Below are 16,605 nucleotides of genomic sequence, written 5' to 3' on the forward strand. Positions count from 1 at the left end.
ACATCGGCAGGGTGAACGGCGGATCAGGCCGACAATGGCCGTTGCACCTTGATCGACTGCAGGAGGCCGATCGCCACCCACACGGCGAACATCGACGATCCTCCGTACGAGACGAACGGCAGCGGGAGGCCGGCCACCGGCATGATCCCGAGGGTCATCCCGATGTTCTCGAAGGACTGGAACGCGAACCAGGCGATGATCCCGGCGCACACGATCGTGCCGTACAGCTCGGTGGTATCCCGGGCGATCATGCAGGACCGCCACAGGATGACGCCGAGCAGGAGCAGGATCAGCCCGGCTCCGATGAAGCCCAGCTCCTCCCCCGCCACCGTGAAGACGAAGTCGGTCTGCTGCTCGGGCACGAACTGGCCGGTGGTCTGCGAGCCCTTGAACAGCCCGGAGCCGGTCAGGCCGCCGGAGCCGATCGCGATGCGCGCCTGGTTGGTGTTGTAGCCGACGCCCGCCGGGTCGAGCTCGGGGTTGGCGAAGGCCGCGAAGCGGTTGATCTGGTACTCGTCGAGGACGCCCAGCTGCCATATCAGGACGGCGCCGCTCGCGCCGGCGCCGAGCAGGCCGATCACCCAGCGGTTGGAGGCGCCGGAGGCCAGCAGCACCCCGAGCACGATCACGATCATGACCATCACGGAGCCGAGGTCGGGCATCAGCATGACGATGCCCATCGGCGCGGCCGCCAGGCAGAGCGCCTTGACGACCGTGCGGTGGTCCGGGTGGGCGAGATCTCCCGCGTCCACCCGGGTGGCCAGCAGCATGGCCATCACCAGGATGATCGTGATCTTCACGAACTCGGACGGCTGGAGGGAGAATCCGCCGCCGATCACGATCCACGCGTGGGCGCCGTTGATGGTGGCGCCGAGCGGGGTCAGCACGGCGAGGATCAGCACGAGGGAGAGCCCGTAGAGGACGGGCACGGCGCCGCGCAGGGTGCGGTGGCCGAGCCAGATCGTGCCGATCATCAGCACGAGGCCGATGCCGGTGTTCAGCGCGTGCCGGGCCAGGAAGTAGTACGGGTCCCCTTGGTTCAGGGTGGTCCGGTTCCGGGTCGCCGACCACACCAGCAGGGCGCCGATGAAGGAGAGGGCGAGCGCGGAGAGGAGTATCGGCCAGTCGAGCCGGCGCACCACCGAGTCGCGGGCGGTGAGCTTGGCCATCGTCCCGCGCTCGGGCGCGTACCGGGAGACGGAGAACTTGTTGGCGGTCTGCATGTCTTCCCTTAGTCCTGGCGTGCCGCTGGCGGTGCGGGCGGCCCTGCGAGCACGGCCGGCTCCAGATCCTCCGGGGAGGACGGCACGTACGGCCGGATCTCCGGGGAGGTGATGGTGCCGTCGGGCCCGATCCGGGGCAGCTTCGCCTCGGGGCCGGGCAGCAGGGCCGGCCTCTTCGGGTCCGGCTTGCCGTCCATGGTCAGACCGTAGATGGCGTTGTAGAGCTTGCGCACGGCGGGGCCGGAAGCTCCGGAACCGGTGCCACCCTGGGAGATCGTCATGACGATCGTGAAGTCCTTGGTGTAGGTCGCCAGCCAGGACGTGGTCTGCTTGCCGTAGACCTGGGCGGTGCCGGTCTTGGCGTGCATCGGGATCTTGTCCATGGGCCAGCCGCCGAACCGCCAGGCGGCGGTGCCGCCCGGCTCGACGACCGAGCGCAGGCCCTTGTCGAGGTCGCCGATGGTCTTGGCGTCGATCGGCAGCCTGCCGTGCGACTGGGGCTTGATCATCTCGATGTGCTTGCCGTCGGGGCTGATCACGGCCTTGCCGACCGTGGGGTTGTAGAGGGTGCCCCCGTTGCTGATGGCGGAGTAGGCGGTGGCCATCTGGATGGGGGTGACGAGGACGTCGCCCTGGCCGATGGCGAAGTTGATGCTGTCGTAGGCCTTGAGCTGGTTGCCTTCGAGGCAGCTCTCGTAGGCGATCTGCTCGACGTAGGTGCCGCCCCGCTTGCCCTGCTTGCACCAGGCGTCCTTGTTGGCCTTCCAGAAGTTCTGCTTCCACTTCCGGTCGGGGATGCGTCCGGTGACCTCGTTCGGCAGGTCGATGCCGGTTTCGGAGCCGAGTCCGAACTCCCGGGCGGTCCGGTAGAACCAGTCGTGGGCGTCCTTCTTGGGGCTGAGTCCGCCGTCGCGCTGCCACTCCTTGTGGCCCAGGGCGTAGAAGACGGTGTTGCAGGAGAACTTCAGGGCGTCCCCGAGGGTGATGGGGCCGTGTCCCTGGGACTCGAAGTTCGCGAAGCTGCGGCCGCCGAGGCTGTAGGAGCTGCTGCAGTTGTACTTGTCGTCGAACTTGTAGCCGGCCCGTACGGCGGCGCTCGCGGAGACCACCTTGAAGATGGAGCCCGCGGGGGCCATGCCCTGGATTCCCCGGTTGAGCAGCGGGTAGTTGGAGCTCTTGCTGGTGAGTCGGGCGTAGTCCTTGCCGGAGATGCCGCCGACCCAGGTGTTGGGGTCGTAGTCGGGCTGGGAGGCCATGGCGACGATGCGGCCGGTCTTGGCCTCCATGACGACGACGGCGCCCGAGTCGGCCTCGTACTTGCGGCCGGTGATGTTGTCGGTCTCGTTGCGGACGACCTTCATCGCGTCCTGGAGCTCGTACTCGGCGACGGCCTGGACCCGGGCGTCGATGCTGGTGACGAGAGTGGCTCCGGCCACGCCGGGGTCGGACTTGGTCTGGCCCATGACCCTGCCGAGGTTGTCGACCTCGTACGAGGTGACCTCCGCCTTGCCGCGCAGCTGCCGGTCGTAGGTGCGTTCGATGCCGGAGCGCCCGACCTGGTCGGACCGCAGGTGCGGCGAGTCGGAGTCCTTGGCCTTCTGGATCTCCTCGTCGGTGACCGGCGAGAGGTAGCCGAGCACCTGTGCGGTACGGGCTCCGCCGGGGGCCGGGTAGCGGCGGACCGCGGTGGGCTCGGCGGTGATGCCGGGGAAGTCCTCCGGGCGTTCGCGCAGCTGCAGCGCCTGCTGGGTGGTGGCTTCGAGGGTGACGGGGATCGGCTGGTACGGAGAGCCGTTCCAGCAGGGCGCGGGGGTCTGGGAGTCGCAGAGCCGGACCTTGTCCATGACCTCCTTGGGGGTCATGTCCAGGACGTCGGCGAGGCGGCTCATGACGCCCTTGCCCTTGTCCTTCATCTTCATCAGCGCGGTGCGGCTGGCGGAGACGACGAGGCGGGTCTCGTTGTCGGCGAGCGGGACCCCGCGGGCGTCGAGGATCGAGCCGCGCACGGCGGGCTGGACGACCCGCTGGACGTGGTTGCTCTTCGCCTCGTGGTAGTACTCGTCGCCGTTGCGGATCTGGAGGTACCAGAGCCGTCCGCCGAGGGTGAGCAGCATCGAGAGGACGAGCACCTGGATCATGACGAGCCTGATCTGTACCCGGGAGGTTCGGCCGGTCTCCGGAACATTGGTCACGACTGCTCCTCCCTCACAGCTTTTTGACGCTCTTCACACCCTTGACCGCCTTGACCCCCTTTATACGGACGGCTTTGTTGGCCCGCGAGCGGGCGGTCTTCAGGCGCAGGCCGCCGCGCTGGCTGCCGATGCGCAGGCCGGTACCGCCGGCCAGCCAGCCGGCGGAGACGTCGGCGGCCTTGTTCGCGGGGCCGCCGCCGGCCTCGACGGCCATCGGGTCGTTCTCGGCGCGCCGGGCCAGCGCCATGATGAACGGCACGGTGAACGGCGCGAGCAGCAGGTCGTAGAGGGTCGCGGTGAACAGCAGCCCGGTCAGACCCACGTGGCGGGCGGCGGTGTCGCCGACGAGGGCGCCCACACCGGCGTAGAGCAGGGTGGAGCCGATCGCGGCGGCGACGACGGTGAGCATCGGGCCCCAGGCGGACCGGAAGCGGCCGCCGTCGGGACGGGTGAGCCCGGCGACGTAGCCGATGACGCACAGGACGAGCGCGTACCGTCCGGCGGCGTGGTCGGCGGGCGGGGCCAGGTCGGCGAGGAGGCCGGCGGCGAAGCCGATGAGCGCGCCGCTGACGTGCCCGTACACGAGCGCCAGCGAGACGACCGTGAGGAGCAGCAGGTCGGGCACCGCGCCGGGCAGTTGGAGCCGGCCCAGGACGGTGACCTGGATGACGAGGGCGACCACGACGAGGGTGGCCGAGAGCAGGATCCGGTTGAAGCGCATGCTGGTCTGCTCCTAGTCGTCGGCCGGTTTGGCGGGCACGCCGGCGGATCCTGACGGGGTGACCGTGACGGTGACCGTCGGGGTGGGCTTGGGGGCCTCGGGCTTGGGCGGCAGGACCGCGTCGCGGGGGTCCTCGCGCGGCGGCATCACGACGACGCCGACGATGTCCAGGCGCGAGAAGCCGACGAACGGACGCACCCAGACGGTGCGGGTCAGGTCGCCGCGCGAGGGGTCGACCTTGACCACCTCGCCGATCGGCACGCCGGGCACGAAGGGCTTGTTGCCGCGCGAGCCGAAGGTGACGAGCCGGTCGCCGGGGCTGACCTTGGCCTTGCCGTTGAGCATCTGGACGGACAGGGCGCGGTCGCCCTGGCCGGTGGCGAAGCCCAGTTCACCGGTCTTCTCCAGCCGGGTGCCGACGGTGAAGTCGGGGTCGTTGGCGAGGACGACGGTGGCGGTGTCGGGTCCGACGGTGCTGACCCGGCCGACGAGTCCGTCCCCGTTGAGGACGGTCATGTCGCGTTCGATGCCGTCCTTGCTGCCGGCGTCGATGGTGACGGTCCAGGAGAAGCCCTGGGCCGCTCCTATGGCGATGACCTCGGCGCCCTTGATGCCGTACTGGCCGGCGCCGGCCCGCTTGAGCATCTCGTCGAGCTCGTGGATGCGGCTGCGGGTCTGGTCCTCGCTGCCCAGCTTGGCCTTCAGCGCCGCGTTCTCGCGCTCCAGCGTGGCGATGCGGTTGTGGCGCTCGCCGGAGTCCCGTACCGCCCCTATGGCGTTGGCGACCGGGTCCACCGCGGTCGCCACACCTTCCTCGACCGGGCCGAAGACCGCTGCGGCGGCCTGCCGGGCACCGTCGACCGGCGACTCCTCGCCTGCCCTGATGTCCACCGTGATCAACGCGAACGCGATGGCGATCAGAAGCACCAGGAGCAGCCGGCTTTCTCGTGTGTCCCTCACGTGCGGCGGCCGTGCCTTCCTCGTCGGATTTCTCTTTTGCCTGTATATCAACGATCCGCCGCACGGGCCCGGTAGCACCCGTACGGCGGATCCTTGTGTTCCGCATGGCCCCTCCGGCAGGGAGGGGCATCTGTCAGCGACGGGGCTGGGCGTCCAGGACCTGCTGGAGGGCCTCGAACTCCTCGACGCACTTGCCGGAGCCGAGGGCGACGGAGTCGAGGGGGTCCTCCGCGATGTGGATCGGCATGCCGGTCTCCCGGCGCAGCCGCTCGTCGAGGCCGCGCAGCAGGGCGCCGCCACCGGTCAGGACGATGCCGCGGTCCATGATGTCGCCGGAGAGCTCCGGCGGGCACTTGTCGAGCGTGGTCTTGACCGCGTCGACGATGGCGTTGACCGGTTCCTCGATGGCCTTGCGCACCTCGGCGGCCGAGATGACGACCGTCTTGGGCAGGCCGGAGACCAGGTCGCGACCGCGGATCTCGGTGTGCTCGTCCTTGTCGAGGTCGTAGGCCGACCCGATGGTGATCTTGATCTGCTCGGCCGTGCGCTCACCGAGGAGGAGCGAGTACTCCTTCTTGATGTGCTGGATGATCGCGTTGTCGAGCTCGTCGCCGGCCACCCGGATGGACTGTGCCGTGACGATTCCGCCGAGGGAGATGACGGCGACCTCGGTGGTGCCGCCGCCGATGTCCACGACCATGTTGCCGGTGGCCTCGTGGACGGGCAGGCCCGAGCCGATGGCGGCGGCCATGGGCTCTTCGATGATGTGCACCTGGCGGGCGCCGGCCTGCGTGGACGCCTCGATGACGGCGCGTCGCTCCACTCCCGTGATGCCGGAGGGAACGCAGACCACCACGCGCGGCCGGGCCAGGTAGCGGCGCTTGTGGATCTTGAGGATGAAGTACCGGAGCATGCGCTCGGTGATCTCGAAGTCGGCGATCACGCCGTCCTTGAGGGGCCGTACGGCGACGATGTTGCCGGGCGTGCGCCCGATCATCTTCTTCGCTTCCGAGCCGACCGCCAGGATGCCACCGGTGTTCGTGTTGATGGCGACCACGGACGGCTCGTTCAGGACGATCCCCCGGCCCCTCACGTACACCAGCGTGTTGGCGGTCCCGAGGTCGATCGCCATGTCACGGCCGATGAACGACATTTTGTTCCCCTTGTTCCCCATGAGGAGCGTCTGGCCTTCCAGTTGATAGCGGCTGCTGTCAGGTCGGCGAGGTGGGTGTGTGGGTGGAGGCCCCATCGTAGTGCCGCGAGTACGAAGACCGCGCGACGGGACTCCGGCAATCCCGCCGGAACGGATACCCGCCCCCTCAGTGGTGACGACATGTCCTGCCCAGGCGTTCCCGCTCCTGCCCGGAAATACCGGGGGGCGACCGAAATTACTTCGGTCGCCCCAGGTCGTGAGCGCTATTCGGCTGATGTTCCGTCAGGGAAGAGTGCTCAGAGCGCCGGGAAGAACAGCTTCATCTCACGCTCGGCGGACTCCTCCGAGTCCGAGGCGTGGATCAGGTTCTCACGCGTGATCGTGCCGAAATCACCCCGGATGGAGCCCGGCGCCGCGGCGATCGGGTCAGTGGGGCCGGCCAGCTGGCGGACACCCTCGATCACCCGCTCGCCTTCGACCACCAGGGCGACGATCGGGCCGCTGGACATGAAGCCCATGAGGGGCTCGTAGAACGGGCGCCCCACGTGCTCTGCATAGTGCTGCTCCAGGATGCTCCTGTCGAGCGTACGCAGCTCCAGCGCGGGGATGGTCCAGCCGGCCTTCCGCTCGATGCGGCCGATGATCTCGCCGACCAGACCACGACGGACAGCGTCGGGCTTGAGCAGGACGAGGGTGCGCTGGGTCATGTTGCGGCTCCTTGCGGCAAACGGGTGCGGTAGGGCGAATCTACAGGGCCGGTCCGGGGACCCGTCACGCAGCGTCAGGCGCCCCGGGTGCCCCCGGTGCCTCCTGCGCGGCCGCCCAGCGCGCCTTGATCGTGTCGATCTTGCGGCCGTAGTGGACGGAGCACCACCACAGGCCGGCGAACACCGCGCCGAGGAAGAACATCGTCGGGACGACGAACCCGCTCAGGACCAGGCCGATCTGCAGCGCCCAGCCCAGCTGGACCGCCCCGGGACGCGACAGCATCCCGCACAGCAGGACCGACAGCAGCATGGTGACCCCGCACACCGTCCAGACCGCGGCCTGGGTCAGATCGGGGTCCTTCATCGCCACCAGCCCCGCGAAGCCGATCACGAAGAACTCGCCGATCAGCGTGCTCGCACACAGCGTGCGCATCCCTCAGCCCCTCTTCAGCAGCAGGCGGGCCTCGCCCACCGTGATCACGGAACCGGTCACCAGGACCCCGGCCCCACCGTATTCGGCCTCTTCCTCCGCCAGGGTGATCGCCGCCTCCAGGGCGTCGTCCAGCCGCGGCTCCACCTGCACCCGGTCGGTGCCGAACACCTCGACCGCGACGGCGGCCAGCTCGTCGGCGCCCATCGAGCGGTGGCTGGAGTTCTCCGTCACCACCACCTCCGCGAAGATCGGCTCGAAGGCCTCCAGCACCCCGCGGACGTCCTTGCCCTCGCTCGCGGCCACGACCCCGATCAGCCGGCTGAAGCCGAAGGACTCGGTGACCGCCTCCGCGGTGGCCGCCGCGCCCGCCGGGTTGTGCGCCGCGTCCAGGACCACCGTCGGGCTGCGCCGCACGACCTCCATACGGCCCGGCGAGGACACCGAGGCGAAGGCCTTGCGCACGGTGTCCACGTCCAGGACGCGGGCGTGCTCCTGTCCGATCCCGAAGAAGGCCTCGACGGCGGCCAGGGCGACCGCCGCGTTGTGCGCCATGTGGGCGCCGTACAGCGGCAGGAAGATGCCCTCGTACTCGCCGCCCACACCGCGCAGCGTCAGCTGCTGGCCGCCGACCGCGACCTCGCGCGAGACGACGCCGAACTCCATGCCCTCGCGGGCCACCGTGGCGTCCACCTCGACGGCCTTCTTCAGCAGCACCTGCGCCGCGTCCACCGGCTGCTGGGCCAGGATCACGGTCGCGTCCTGCTTGACGATGCCGCCCTTCTCCACGGCGATCTCACCGGGCGTGGAGCCGAGGCGGTCGGTGTGGTCCAGGCTGATCGGGGTGACCACCGCGACCGACGCGTCGATGACGTTCGTCGCGTCCCAGCTGCCGCCCATGCCGACCTCGACCACGGCCACGTCCACCGGGGCGTCCGCGAAGGCCGCGTAGGCCATCCCGGTGAGCACCTCGAAGAAGGACAGCCGGTACTCCTCGGAGGCGTCGACCATCTCCACGTACGGCTTGATGTCGTGGTACGTCTCGACGAACCGCTCGGCGGTGATCGGGGCCCCGTCCAGGCTGATCCGCTCGGTGATCGACTGCACGTGCGGGCTGGTGTAGCGGCCGGTGCGCAGCTCGAAGGCGTTCAGCAGGGCTTCGATCATGCGGGCCGTGCTGGTCTTGCCGTTGGTGCCGGTGACGTGGATGGACGGGTACGCGCGCTGCGGCTCGCCCAGTACGTCCATCAGCGCCGCGATCCGCGACACCGACGGCTCCAGCTTGGTCTCGCCCCAGCGGGTGGCGAGCTCCTGCTCCACCTCCAGCAGCGCCTTGGCGACCTCGGGGTCGACGGGCACGGCGGGTACCGGGTCGCCCTGGGGCGGGCCGGCCTGGGCGCGCAGGGTACGGCTGCCCGCCTCGATCACCGCCAGGTCGGGGTCGCGGTCGGACTCTTCCGCCACGATCTGGTCGAACTCGTCGAAGGTGCCGGCGAGGTCGTCGTTGTCGTCGCGGTCGTGGCTCTCGGGCTGCTGGTCACTCACAGGGCCAGTCTACGGACGGGGACCCGGAGGACTTTCGGCCCGGCCGTTTCGGGACCTCCGGCGGCCGGAGCGACCAGATCGTTATGCAAGCCTTGCGGCAGCAGATAGGGGAACAAATGCCGCAGGCCAGCAACGACAAGACGGCATCCAGCCGCGACATAGGGATGGACCTGGGCACCGCCAACACCCTGGTGTACGCACGGGGCCACGGGATCGTCCTCAATGAGCCGTCCGTGGTGGCCGTCAAGGCGGGCACCACCACCGCCCTGGCCGTCGGTACGGACGCCAAGGAGACCATCGGCCGCACCCCCGGCTCCATCACCGCGATCCGCCCCCTCAGGGGCGGTGTGATCTGCGACTACGAGGCCGCGGAGGAGATGATCCGGCACTTCGTCCGCAAGGCCGTCCCGGGGCGCCGGCCCCGCACCCGGATGGTGATCTGCGTGCCCTCCGGCGTCACCCCGGTCGAGCGGCGGGCCATCGTCCAGGCGTCCACCCGGGCCGGAGCCAGGGTCGTGCACCTGATCGAGGAGCCGATGGCCGCGGCGATCGGCGCCGGGCTGCCCGTGGCCGAACCCCGCGGCTCCATGGTCGTGGACATCGGCGGCGGCACCACGGAGGTCGCCGTCATCTCCCTGGGCGGCATCGTCACGTCCAGGTCGCTGCGCGTCGGCGGGGACCGGCTCGACGCTGCGGTCATGGACCACGTACGCAGGGAACACGCTCTGCTGATCGGGGAGCGCACGGCCGAGGACGTGAAGCTGGCCGTCGGATCGGCCTGGCCGGTCCCGGACCGGCCGGAGCTGGAGACGCGCACCTTCACCGTGCGCGGCCGCGAGAAGGTCGCCGGCATGCCCAGGAGCCTGCGGCTGACCGCCCAGGACGTGCGGGAGGCGCTCGACGAGCCGATCGAGGCGATCATCACCGCCGTGCGCACCACTTTGGAGGAGTGCCCGCCGGAGCTGTCGGGTGACGTGATGGAGCACGGCATCGTGCTGACCGGCGGCGGTGCGCTGCTGCCCGGCCTGGACCTGCGGATGGCCTCCGCCACGGGCATCCCGGTCCACGTCGCGGACCACCCGCTGGACTGTGTGGCGCTGGGCACGGGCCGGTGCGTGGAGGACCTGGACGGCCTGGGCGGTCCGTCGGCGCCGGCGAGGGCCTGAGGCCGCCCGGCTCAGCCGCGCGGGAGCGTCGCGACGACCTCGTACGCGGTCCGGGTGCGGGTCGCCGTCAGGGTCCCGCCCAGGCTGCGCACGCGTTCCGCCATGCTCGCGGTGCCCGAGCCCGCCGAGACCGGGGCCCGGTCCGGGGTCCGGGCCGGCAGCGCGTTGCCGACCGCTATCCGCAGCCGGGGGCCGTCCGCCGTGATCGACACGTCGATGGTCTCGCCGTGCGCGTGCTTGGCCGCGTTGGTCAGGCACTCCTGCACCACCCGGTAGACCGCCGCCTGCCGCAGCGGGGACAGCCCGTGCACCTCCTGGTCCATGGCGAGCCGGACGGGCGAACCGGCCCGTTCGCTCTCCTCGGCGAGCGCCGCCAGCCCGTCCACGCCCGGGGTCGAGGCCCGCTCCCCGCGCTGCACGATGATCTCGTTGAGCACCAGATGGGCCCGCCGGGCGGTGTCGGCGAGTTCCTCGAAGTCGGGCCCGTACGCCGTCTCGCGCGCCCGCATCGACAGCACCTCGGAGCGGACGGTGAGCAGGGTCAGCTCGCGCCCGACGAAGTCGTGGACGTCGCGGGCCACGGAGGTGCGCTCCTGCTGGACGGCGTGGAGCACGGCGGATTCGGCCCGCCGTGCGGTCAGCTCCCCCACCAGGTCGTGCCGGTAGGCGGCGATGCCCACCGCCGACGCCAGCACCCCGATGGGCACGACCACGCTGAGGAAGCCGCTGAGGGTCTCCCCCCGCGGGGCGGGCCACTCCGGCACGCAGAACATCACCAGCGCGAAGCCGAGGTACCCGAGCGTCGCGAGGATCCCGGCCCGGCGCCCCCGGTACCGGCCGACCGAGTAGAGGGCGAACTGGATCAGGGTGAGCTCGTGCAGCCATCCGATGAAGAGCAGGGCGGCCAGGTACGAGACCCAGGGCTGCCTGCGGCGCACCAGCAGGGTGGCGCAGCCGAGGGCGAGGACGGCGGCGGCGGTGGGCCCGGTCAGCGAGTTGTCGGCGGCGGCGAGACCCGGGAGGTCGAGGGCCATCAGGCCGAGGCAGCCGAGCGCGGTGAGCACGTCCACGGCCCGCGGCGAGCCGGCCCAGCCCTCGGTGAGCCGGCGGCCGGAAGCCACCAGCCGGTCGAAGGCCGGGACGACGGGCTTGAGGCGCATGCCCTCCATCATCCGTGGTCGGCGCCGTGGTTCGGATCACCCGGAACCGAAATAGGAGTGATTTAGGGCACTTCGGACAGCCTCCCGCTGTGACGCCGGCCCGCGCACGGGGAAGGGATACGGCGAAGGCCCCCGCGTCGACCGACGGCGCGGGGGCCTTCTCCTGTGCGTGCGTGCGTCGCGGAGGCTAGGCGGCCGGCAGGCCGTCCAGCTGCGCCTGGAGCCGGGCGATGTCCGCCTCGGCCTTGGCGAGCCGGCCCTTGATCTTGTCCACGACGTTGTCCGGGGCCTTGGCGATGAACGCCTCGTTCCCCAGCTTCGCCTCGGCCTGCTGCTTCTCCTTCTCCGCGGCGCCCAGGTCCTTCGTCAGGCGCTTGCGCTCGGCCGCCACGTCGATGGTGCCCGACAGGTCGAGCGCGACGGTGCCGCCGGCGACCGGGAGGGTCGCCGTGGCGCTGAAGGAGTCGCCTTCCGGCTGGAGGCGCAGCAGCTGGCGGATGGCCGCCTCGTGCGCGCCCAGCCCGGTGGCGCCCAGGTCCAGACGGGCCGGAACCTTCTGGCCGTCCTGCAGGCCCTGCTCCTTGCGGAAGCGGCGGACCTCGGTGATCACCGACTGGACGGCGGCGATCTCCGCCTCGGCGGCCTCGTCGCGGAAGCCGCCCGGGGCGTCAGCCCCAGGAACGGACACGGCCTTCGGCCAGTCGGCGATGACGAGGGACTCGCCGCCGGTCAGCGTGGTCCACAGCGTCTCGGTGACGAAGGGGACGACCGGGTGCAGCAGCCGCAGCATGACGTCGATGACCTCGCCGAGGACCCGGCCGGAGACCTTGGCCTGCTCGCCGCCCGCGAAGAAGGTCGTCTTCGACAGCTCGACGTACCAGTCGAAGACCTCGTCCCACGCGAAGTGGTAGAGCGCCTCGCTGAGCTTCGAGAACTGGTAGTCCTCGTAGTACGCGTCGACCTGCGCGACCGTCTCGTTCAGCCGGGACAGGATCCAGCGGTCGGTGGCCGACAGCTGCTCGGCCGGGGGCAGCTCGCCCTCGGTCGTGGCGCCGTTCATCATCGCGAAACGCGTGGCGTTCCAGATCTTGTTGGCGAACTTGCTGGACGCCTGGACCCAGTCCTCGCCGATCGGGACGTCGACACCCGGGTTGGCGCCACGGGCCAGGGTGAAGCGGACGGCGTCGGAGCCGTACTTGTCCATCCAGTCCAGCGGGTTGACCACGTTGCCGAAGGACTTCGACATCTTCTTGCCGCGCTCGTCGCGGACCATGCCGTGCAGGGCGATGGTGTGGAACGGCGGGGTGCCGTCCATCGCGTACAGGCCGAACATCATCATCCGGGCGACCCAGAAGAAGAGGATGTCGTAGCCGGTGACCAGGACGGCGTTCGGGTAGAACTTCGCCAGGCTGTCGGTCTGCCGCGGCCAGCCGAGCGTTGAGAACGGCCACAGGCCCGAGGAGAACCAGGTGTCCAGGACGTCGGTGTCCTGGGTCCAGCCCTCGCCGGTGGGCGGCTGCTCGTCCGGTCCGACGCAGACGACCTCGCCGTTCGGGCCGTACCAGACCGGGATGCGGTGGCCCCACCACAGCTGGCGCGAGATGCACCAGTCGTGGAGGTTGTCGACCCAGTCGAAGTAACGCTTCTCCATCTCCTGCGGGTGGATCTTCACCTCGCCGTTGCGGACCGCGTCACCGGCGGCCTTGGCCAGCGGGCCGACCTTGACCCACCACTGCATCGACAGACGCGGCTCGATGGTGGTCTTGCAGCGCGAGCAGTGGCCGACGGAGTGCGTGTACGGGCGCTTCTCGGCGACGATCCGGCCCTCGGCGCGCAGGGCGGCGACGATGGCGGAACGGGCCTCCAGGCGGTCCAGGCCCTGGAAGGGTCCGTGGACGGTGATGACGGCGCGCTCGTCCATGACGGCGAGGTTCGGCAGGCCGTGGCGCTGGCCGATCTCGAAGTCGTTCGGGTCGTGCGCCGGGGTCACCTTGACGGCGCCGGTGCCGAACTCGGGGTCGACGTGCTCGTCGGCGACGACCGGGATCCGGCGGCCGGTCAGCGGCAGCTCGATCTCGGTGCCGACCAGGTGCTTGTAGCGCTCGTCCTCGGGGTGGACGGCGACGGCCGTGTCGCCCAGCATCGTCTCGGCGCGGGTGGTCGCGACGACGATGGACGCCTCGCCCTCGCCGTAGCGGATCGAGACGAGCTCGCCCTCGTCGTCCTGGTACTCGACCTCGATGTCGGAGATCGCGGTCAGGCAGCGGGGGCACCAGTTGATGATGCGCTCGGCGCGGTAGATCAGCTCGTCGTCGTAGAGCTTCTTGAAGATGGTCTGGACGGACTCGGAGAGGCCCTCGTCCATGGTGAAACGCTCACGGGACCAGTCGACGCCGTCGCCGAGGCGGCGCATCTGGCCGGAGATCTGGCCGCCCGACTCGCCCTTCCACTGCCAGACGCGCTCGACGAAGGCCTCCCGGCCGAGGTCGTGGCGGGACTTGCCCTCCTTGGCGAGCTCGCGCTCGACGACGTTCTGGGTGGCGATTCCCGCGTGGTCCATGCCGGGCTGCCACAGCGTCTCGTAGCCCTGCATGCGCTTGCGGCGGGTGAGGGCGTCGATCAGCGTGTGCTCGAAGGCGTGGCCCAGGTGCAGGCTGCCGGTGACGTTGGGCGGCGGGATGACGATCGCGTACGGGGGCTTCTCGCTCTTGGCGTCCGCCTCGAAGTAACCGCGCTCTACCCAGCGCTCGTAGAGCTTCCCTTCTACCTCGGCCGGCGCGTACGTGGTCGGCAGTTCGGAGGTGGGGCTGCTGGGTGTCTGTGCGTTCTCGGTCACGGGGCACAGTTTAGAGCCGTAACAGTCCAGTCATGAAACCGGCGATCACGGGGCCCGGCGCCCTGTCCGCCGCCGGCTTCCGCCAGGATGTGTGAAACGGATAAGCAACCTCATTGGGGGACGCGGGATGAGCTACAACCAGCCAGGGCCCTACGGGCAGCAGCCCCAGCAGCCGGGACCGTACGGGCAGCAGCCCCCGCCGCCGCCCGGCCCGTACGGCCAGAGCGCCGGCCAGCCGAACCCGTACGGCCAGCCCGCGGCCCCGCAGCCGGGCTACGGCTACCCGCAGCAGCCGGGCGTCCCCCCGCAGGGCTACCCCCAGCAGCCGCCGGCGCCGGCCTACGGATACCCGCAGCAGCAGGCCCCGTACGGCGGCCAGCCCCCGAAGAAGTCCAAGGCCGGCGTGATCATCGGCGTGGTCGGCGTGGTCGCGGTGATCGCGGGCGGCGGCTGGTACTTCCTGGGCGGCGGCGCGGAAGGCAACATCTCCGCGGACACCAAGGGCTACAAGCTGGTCGCCCCGGAGTCGGTGGACGACTTCAAGAAGGACCCGAAGTACAAGGAGAAGCCCCTCACCGACGAGGGCAAGAAGAAGAACGAGGCGGCGGGCGTCAAGAACCCGACCCAGGTGGGCATGGACTACCTGGCCGGCGACCCGAAGAACCCGCTGACCACCAAGGCCCTCAAACTGTCCGGCGTCTACGGTGAGATCGCCGACCCGGAGAAGTCGGTGGACGCCTACTTCTCGAAGCTCAAGGAGGAGGCGGCCAAGGACGGCGATGCGGAGGTGCAGCTCCTCGGCAGCCCGAAGACGATGTCCCCGCCCAACTTCAAGGGCGCGGTCATGAAGTGCCAGGAGCTCAAGTTCACCACGAAGGACGCGACCGTCAAGGGACCCAAGGAGGTCACGCTCCCCTTCTGCATCTGGGGTGACTACAGCACCCTGAGCATGGTCAGCGCCTCGGACGTGGCCTCCCTCATGGCGGGCAAGTCCGGTTACACCCAGGAGCAGGCCGCCGAACTGGCCGCGAAGCTCTACAACACCTCCCGCGTCAAGAAGTAGCGGGACAGCGGGACATGCAGAAGGGGCGCCCCGATCGGGGCGCCCCTTCTGCGTACTGCCCTGCGGCTACGCCGACTTCTCGTGCGGGCCCTGGTCCTTCGGGACGATCCGCGGGACCAGCGTCGGGTTGACGTTGGAGCGGACCACGTCCGCGGTGATGACGACCCGGGCCACGTCCTTGCGGGACGGGACCTCGTACATCACCGACATCAGGACCTCTTCCATGATGGCGCGCAGGCCGCGCGCGCCCGTCTGGCGCAGGATCGCCTGGTCCGCGATGGCCTCCAGCGCCTCGCGCTCGAAGTCCAGCTCCACACCGTCGAGTTCGAACAGCCGCTGGTACTGCTTCACCAGGGCGTTGCGCGGCTCGATGAGGATCTGGAGCAGGGCCTCGCGGTCCAGGTTGTGCACGGAGGTCAGCACGGGGAGGCGGCCGATGAACTCGGGGATCATCCCGAACTTCACCAGGTCCTCCGGCATGACCTCCTGGAACTGGTCACTGGCCTCGATCTCGCGCTTCGAGCGGATCGTCGCCCCGAAGCCGATGCCCTTGGCGCCCGCACGCGACTCGATGATCTTCTCCAGGCCGGCGAAGGCGCCGCCCACGATGAAGAGCACGTTCGTCGTGTCGATCTGGATGAACTCCTGGTGCGGGTGCTTCCGGCCGCCCTGCGGCGGTACGGAGGCGGTCGTGCCTTCCAGGATCTTCAGGAGGGCCTGCTGCACGCCCTCGCCGCTCACGTCGCGCGTGATCGACGGGTTCTCGCTCTTGCGGGCCACCTTGTCGATCTCGTCGATGTAGATGATCCCGGTCTCGGCCTTCTTGACGTCGTAGTCGGCGGCCTGGATCAGCTTGAGCAGGATGTTCTCGACGTCCTCGCCGACGTACCCCGCCTCCGTCAGCGCCGTCGCGTCGGCGATGGCGAACGGGACGTTCAGCATGCGGGCGAGGGTCTGGGCCAGCAGGGTCTTGCCCGAGCCCGTGGGGCCCAGCAGCAGGATGTTGGACTTGGCGAGCTCGATCGCGTCGTCCCGGCCCTGCGCGCCGCCGTTCTCGCCGGCCTGCACGCGCTTGTAGTGGTTGTAGACCGCCACCGAGAGCGCCTTCTTCGCCGGCTCCTGGCCGACGACGTAGCTCTCCAGGAACTCGTAGATCTCACGGGGCTTGGGGAGTTCCTCCCACCGGACCTCGGAGGTCTCCGCGAGTTCCTCTTCGATGATCTCGTTGCAGAGGTCGATGCACTCGTCGCAGATGTACACACCGGGTCCTGCGATGAGCTTCTTCACCTGCTTCTGGCTCTTTCCGCAGAACGAGCACTTGAGCAGATCGCCGCCGTCACCGATGCGTGCCACGAGGTGCTTCCCCTTCGCCTGGGAGACGCCTGGTTCAGCGCTCCTGGTGCCTCATATCCGACGGTACCTTGCCGGGGGCCCCGTGCGGGGCCCCCT

Annotated in this window: 13 protein-coding genes; 2 read left to right on the top strand and 11 right to left on the bottom strand. The window is 69.9% G+C overall.

What is annotated here, in order from left to right:
• Positions 1-23: 23 nt before the first annotated feature.
• The 8 genes from rodA to folC all read right to left on the bottom strand — a co-directional run bounded on the left by rodA (position 24) and on the right by folC (position 8,931).
• Positions 24-1,223 carry a rod shape-determining protein RodA gene (gene rodA, locus DEJ51_RS10920; protein WP_150257421.1) on the bottom strand — a complete coding sequence of 400 codons (1,200 nt, stop codon included), beginning with the start codon at positions 1,221-1,223 and terminating at the stop codon, positions 24-26.
• An 8-nt stretch (positions 1,224-1,231) separates the two neighbouring features.
• Positions 1,232-3,415, bottom strand: coding sequence for a penicillin-binding protein 2 (gene mrdA, locus DEJ51_RS10925; protein ID WP_150257422.1), 2,184 nt, complete (start codon positions 3,413-3,415; stop codon positions 1,232-1,234).
• 13 nt (positions 3,416-3,428) lie between these two features.
• The gene (mreD, locus tag DEJ51_RS10930) at positions 3,429-4,136 is read right to left on the bottom strand and encodes a rod shape-determining protein MreD (protein WP_150257423.1); all 708 of its coding nucleotides are present in this window, start codon (positions 4,134-4,136) and stop codon (positions 3,429-3,431) included.
• Positions 4,137-4,148: 12 nt separating this feature from the next.
• Positions 4,149-5,096: a rod shape-determining protein MreC gene (gene mreC / locus DEJ51_RS10935; protein ID WP_150257424.1), complete on the bottom strand. Its 948-nt coding sequence runs from the start codon at positions 5,094-5,096 to the stop codon at positions 4,149-4,151.
• Between the two features lie 133 nt (positions 5,097-5,229).
• Positions 5,230-6,249 (bottom strand): rod shape-determining protein, encoded by a 1,020-nt coding sequence (locus DEJ51_RS10940; protein WP_008738981.1) that lies wholly within the window; start codon positions 6,247-6,249, stop codon positions 5,230-5,232.
• 296 nt (positions 6,250-6,545) lie between these two features.
• Entirely contained in the window at positions 6,546-6,956 is a 411-nt protein-coding gene (gene ndk, locus DEJ51_RS10945) for a nucleoside-diphosphate kinase (RefSeq protein ID WP_150257425.1), read from the bottom strand.
• 64 nt (positions 6,957-7,020) lie between these two features.
• Complete coding sequence (locus tag DEJ51_RS10950) at positions 7,021-7,389, bottom strand: DUF4233 domain-containing protein (RefSeq protein ID WP_150257426.1); 369 nt, start codon at positions 7,387-7,389, stop codon at positions 7,021-7,023.
• 3 nt (positions 7,390-7,392) lie between these two features.
• Positions 7,393-8,931 carry a bifunctional tetrahydrofolate synthase/dihydrofolate synthase gene (gene folC / locus DEJ51_RS10955; protein WP_150257427.1) on the bottom strand — a complete coding sequence of 513 codons (1,539 nt, stop codon included), beginning with the start codon at positions 8,929-8,931 and terminating at the stop codon, positions 7,393-7,395.
• A 116-nt stretch (positions 8,932-9,047) separates the two neighbouring features.
• On the opposite strand from folC, the gene DEJ51_RS10960 reads away from it, so the two are divergent.
• A complete protein-coding gene (locus tag DEJ51_RS10960) occupies positions 9,048-10,097 on the top strand; it encodes a rod shape-determining protein (RefSeq protein WP_150257428.1) in 1,050 nt (349 codons plus the stop codon).
• An 11-nt stretch (positions 10,098-10,108) separates the two neighbouring features.
• Here DEJ51_RS10960 and DEJ51_RS10965 read toward each other — a convergent pair whose 3' ends face one another.
• Positions 10,109-11,257, bottom strand: coding sequence for a sensor histidine kinase (locus DEJ51_RS10965; RefSeq protein WP_150257429.1), 1,149 nt, complete (start codon positions 11,255-11,257; stop codon positions 10,109-10,111).
• A 187-nt stretch (positions 11,258-11,444) separates the two neighbouring features.
• Positions 11,445-14,093, bottom strand: a complete 2,649-nt coding sequence (locus DEJ51_RS10970) for a valine--tRNA ligase (protein ID WP_150257430.1) — start codon at positions 14,091-14,093, stop codon at positions 11,445-11,447.
• A gap of 127 nt (positions 14,094-14,220) precedes the next feature.
• On the opposite strand from DEJ51_RS10970, the gene DEJ51_RS10975 reads away from it, so the two are divergent.
• Positions 14,221-15,156, top strand: coding sequence for a hypothetical protein (locus tag DEJ51_RS10975; RefSeq protein ID WP_150257431.1), 936 nt, complete (start codon positions 14,221-14,223; stop codon positions 15,154-15,156).
• Positions 15,157-15,222: 66 nt separating this feature from the next.
• Here the strand turns inward: DEJ51_RS10975 and clpX are convergent, their stop codons facing one another.
• Positions 15,223-16,509, bottom strand: a complete 1,287-nt coding sequence (gene clpX / locus DEJ51_RS10980) for an ATP-dependent Clp protease ATP-binding subunit ClpX (RefSeq protein ID WP_030026955.1) — start codon at positions 16,507-16,509, stop codon at positions 15,223-15,225.
• Positions 16,510-16,605: the final 96 nt, after the last annotated feature.

Source organism: Streptomyces venezuelae (assembly GCF_008642275.1).
In the GTDB taxonomy this organism is placed as follows: Bacteria; Actinomycetota; Actinomycetes; order Streptomycetales; family Streptomycetaceae; genus Streptomyces; species Streptomyces venezuelae_E.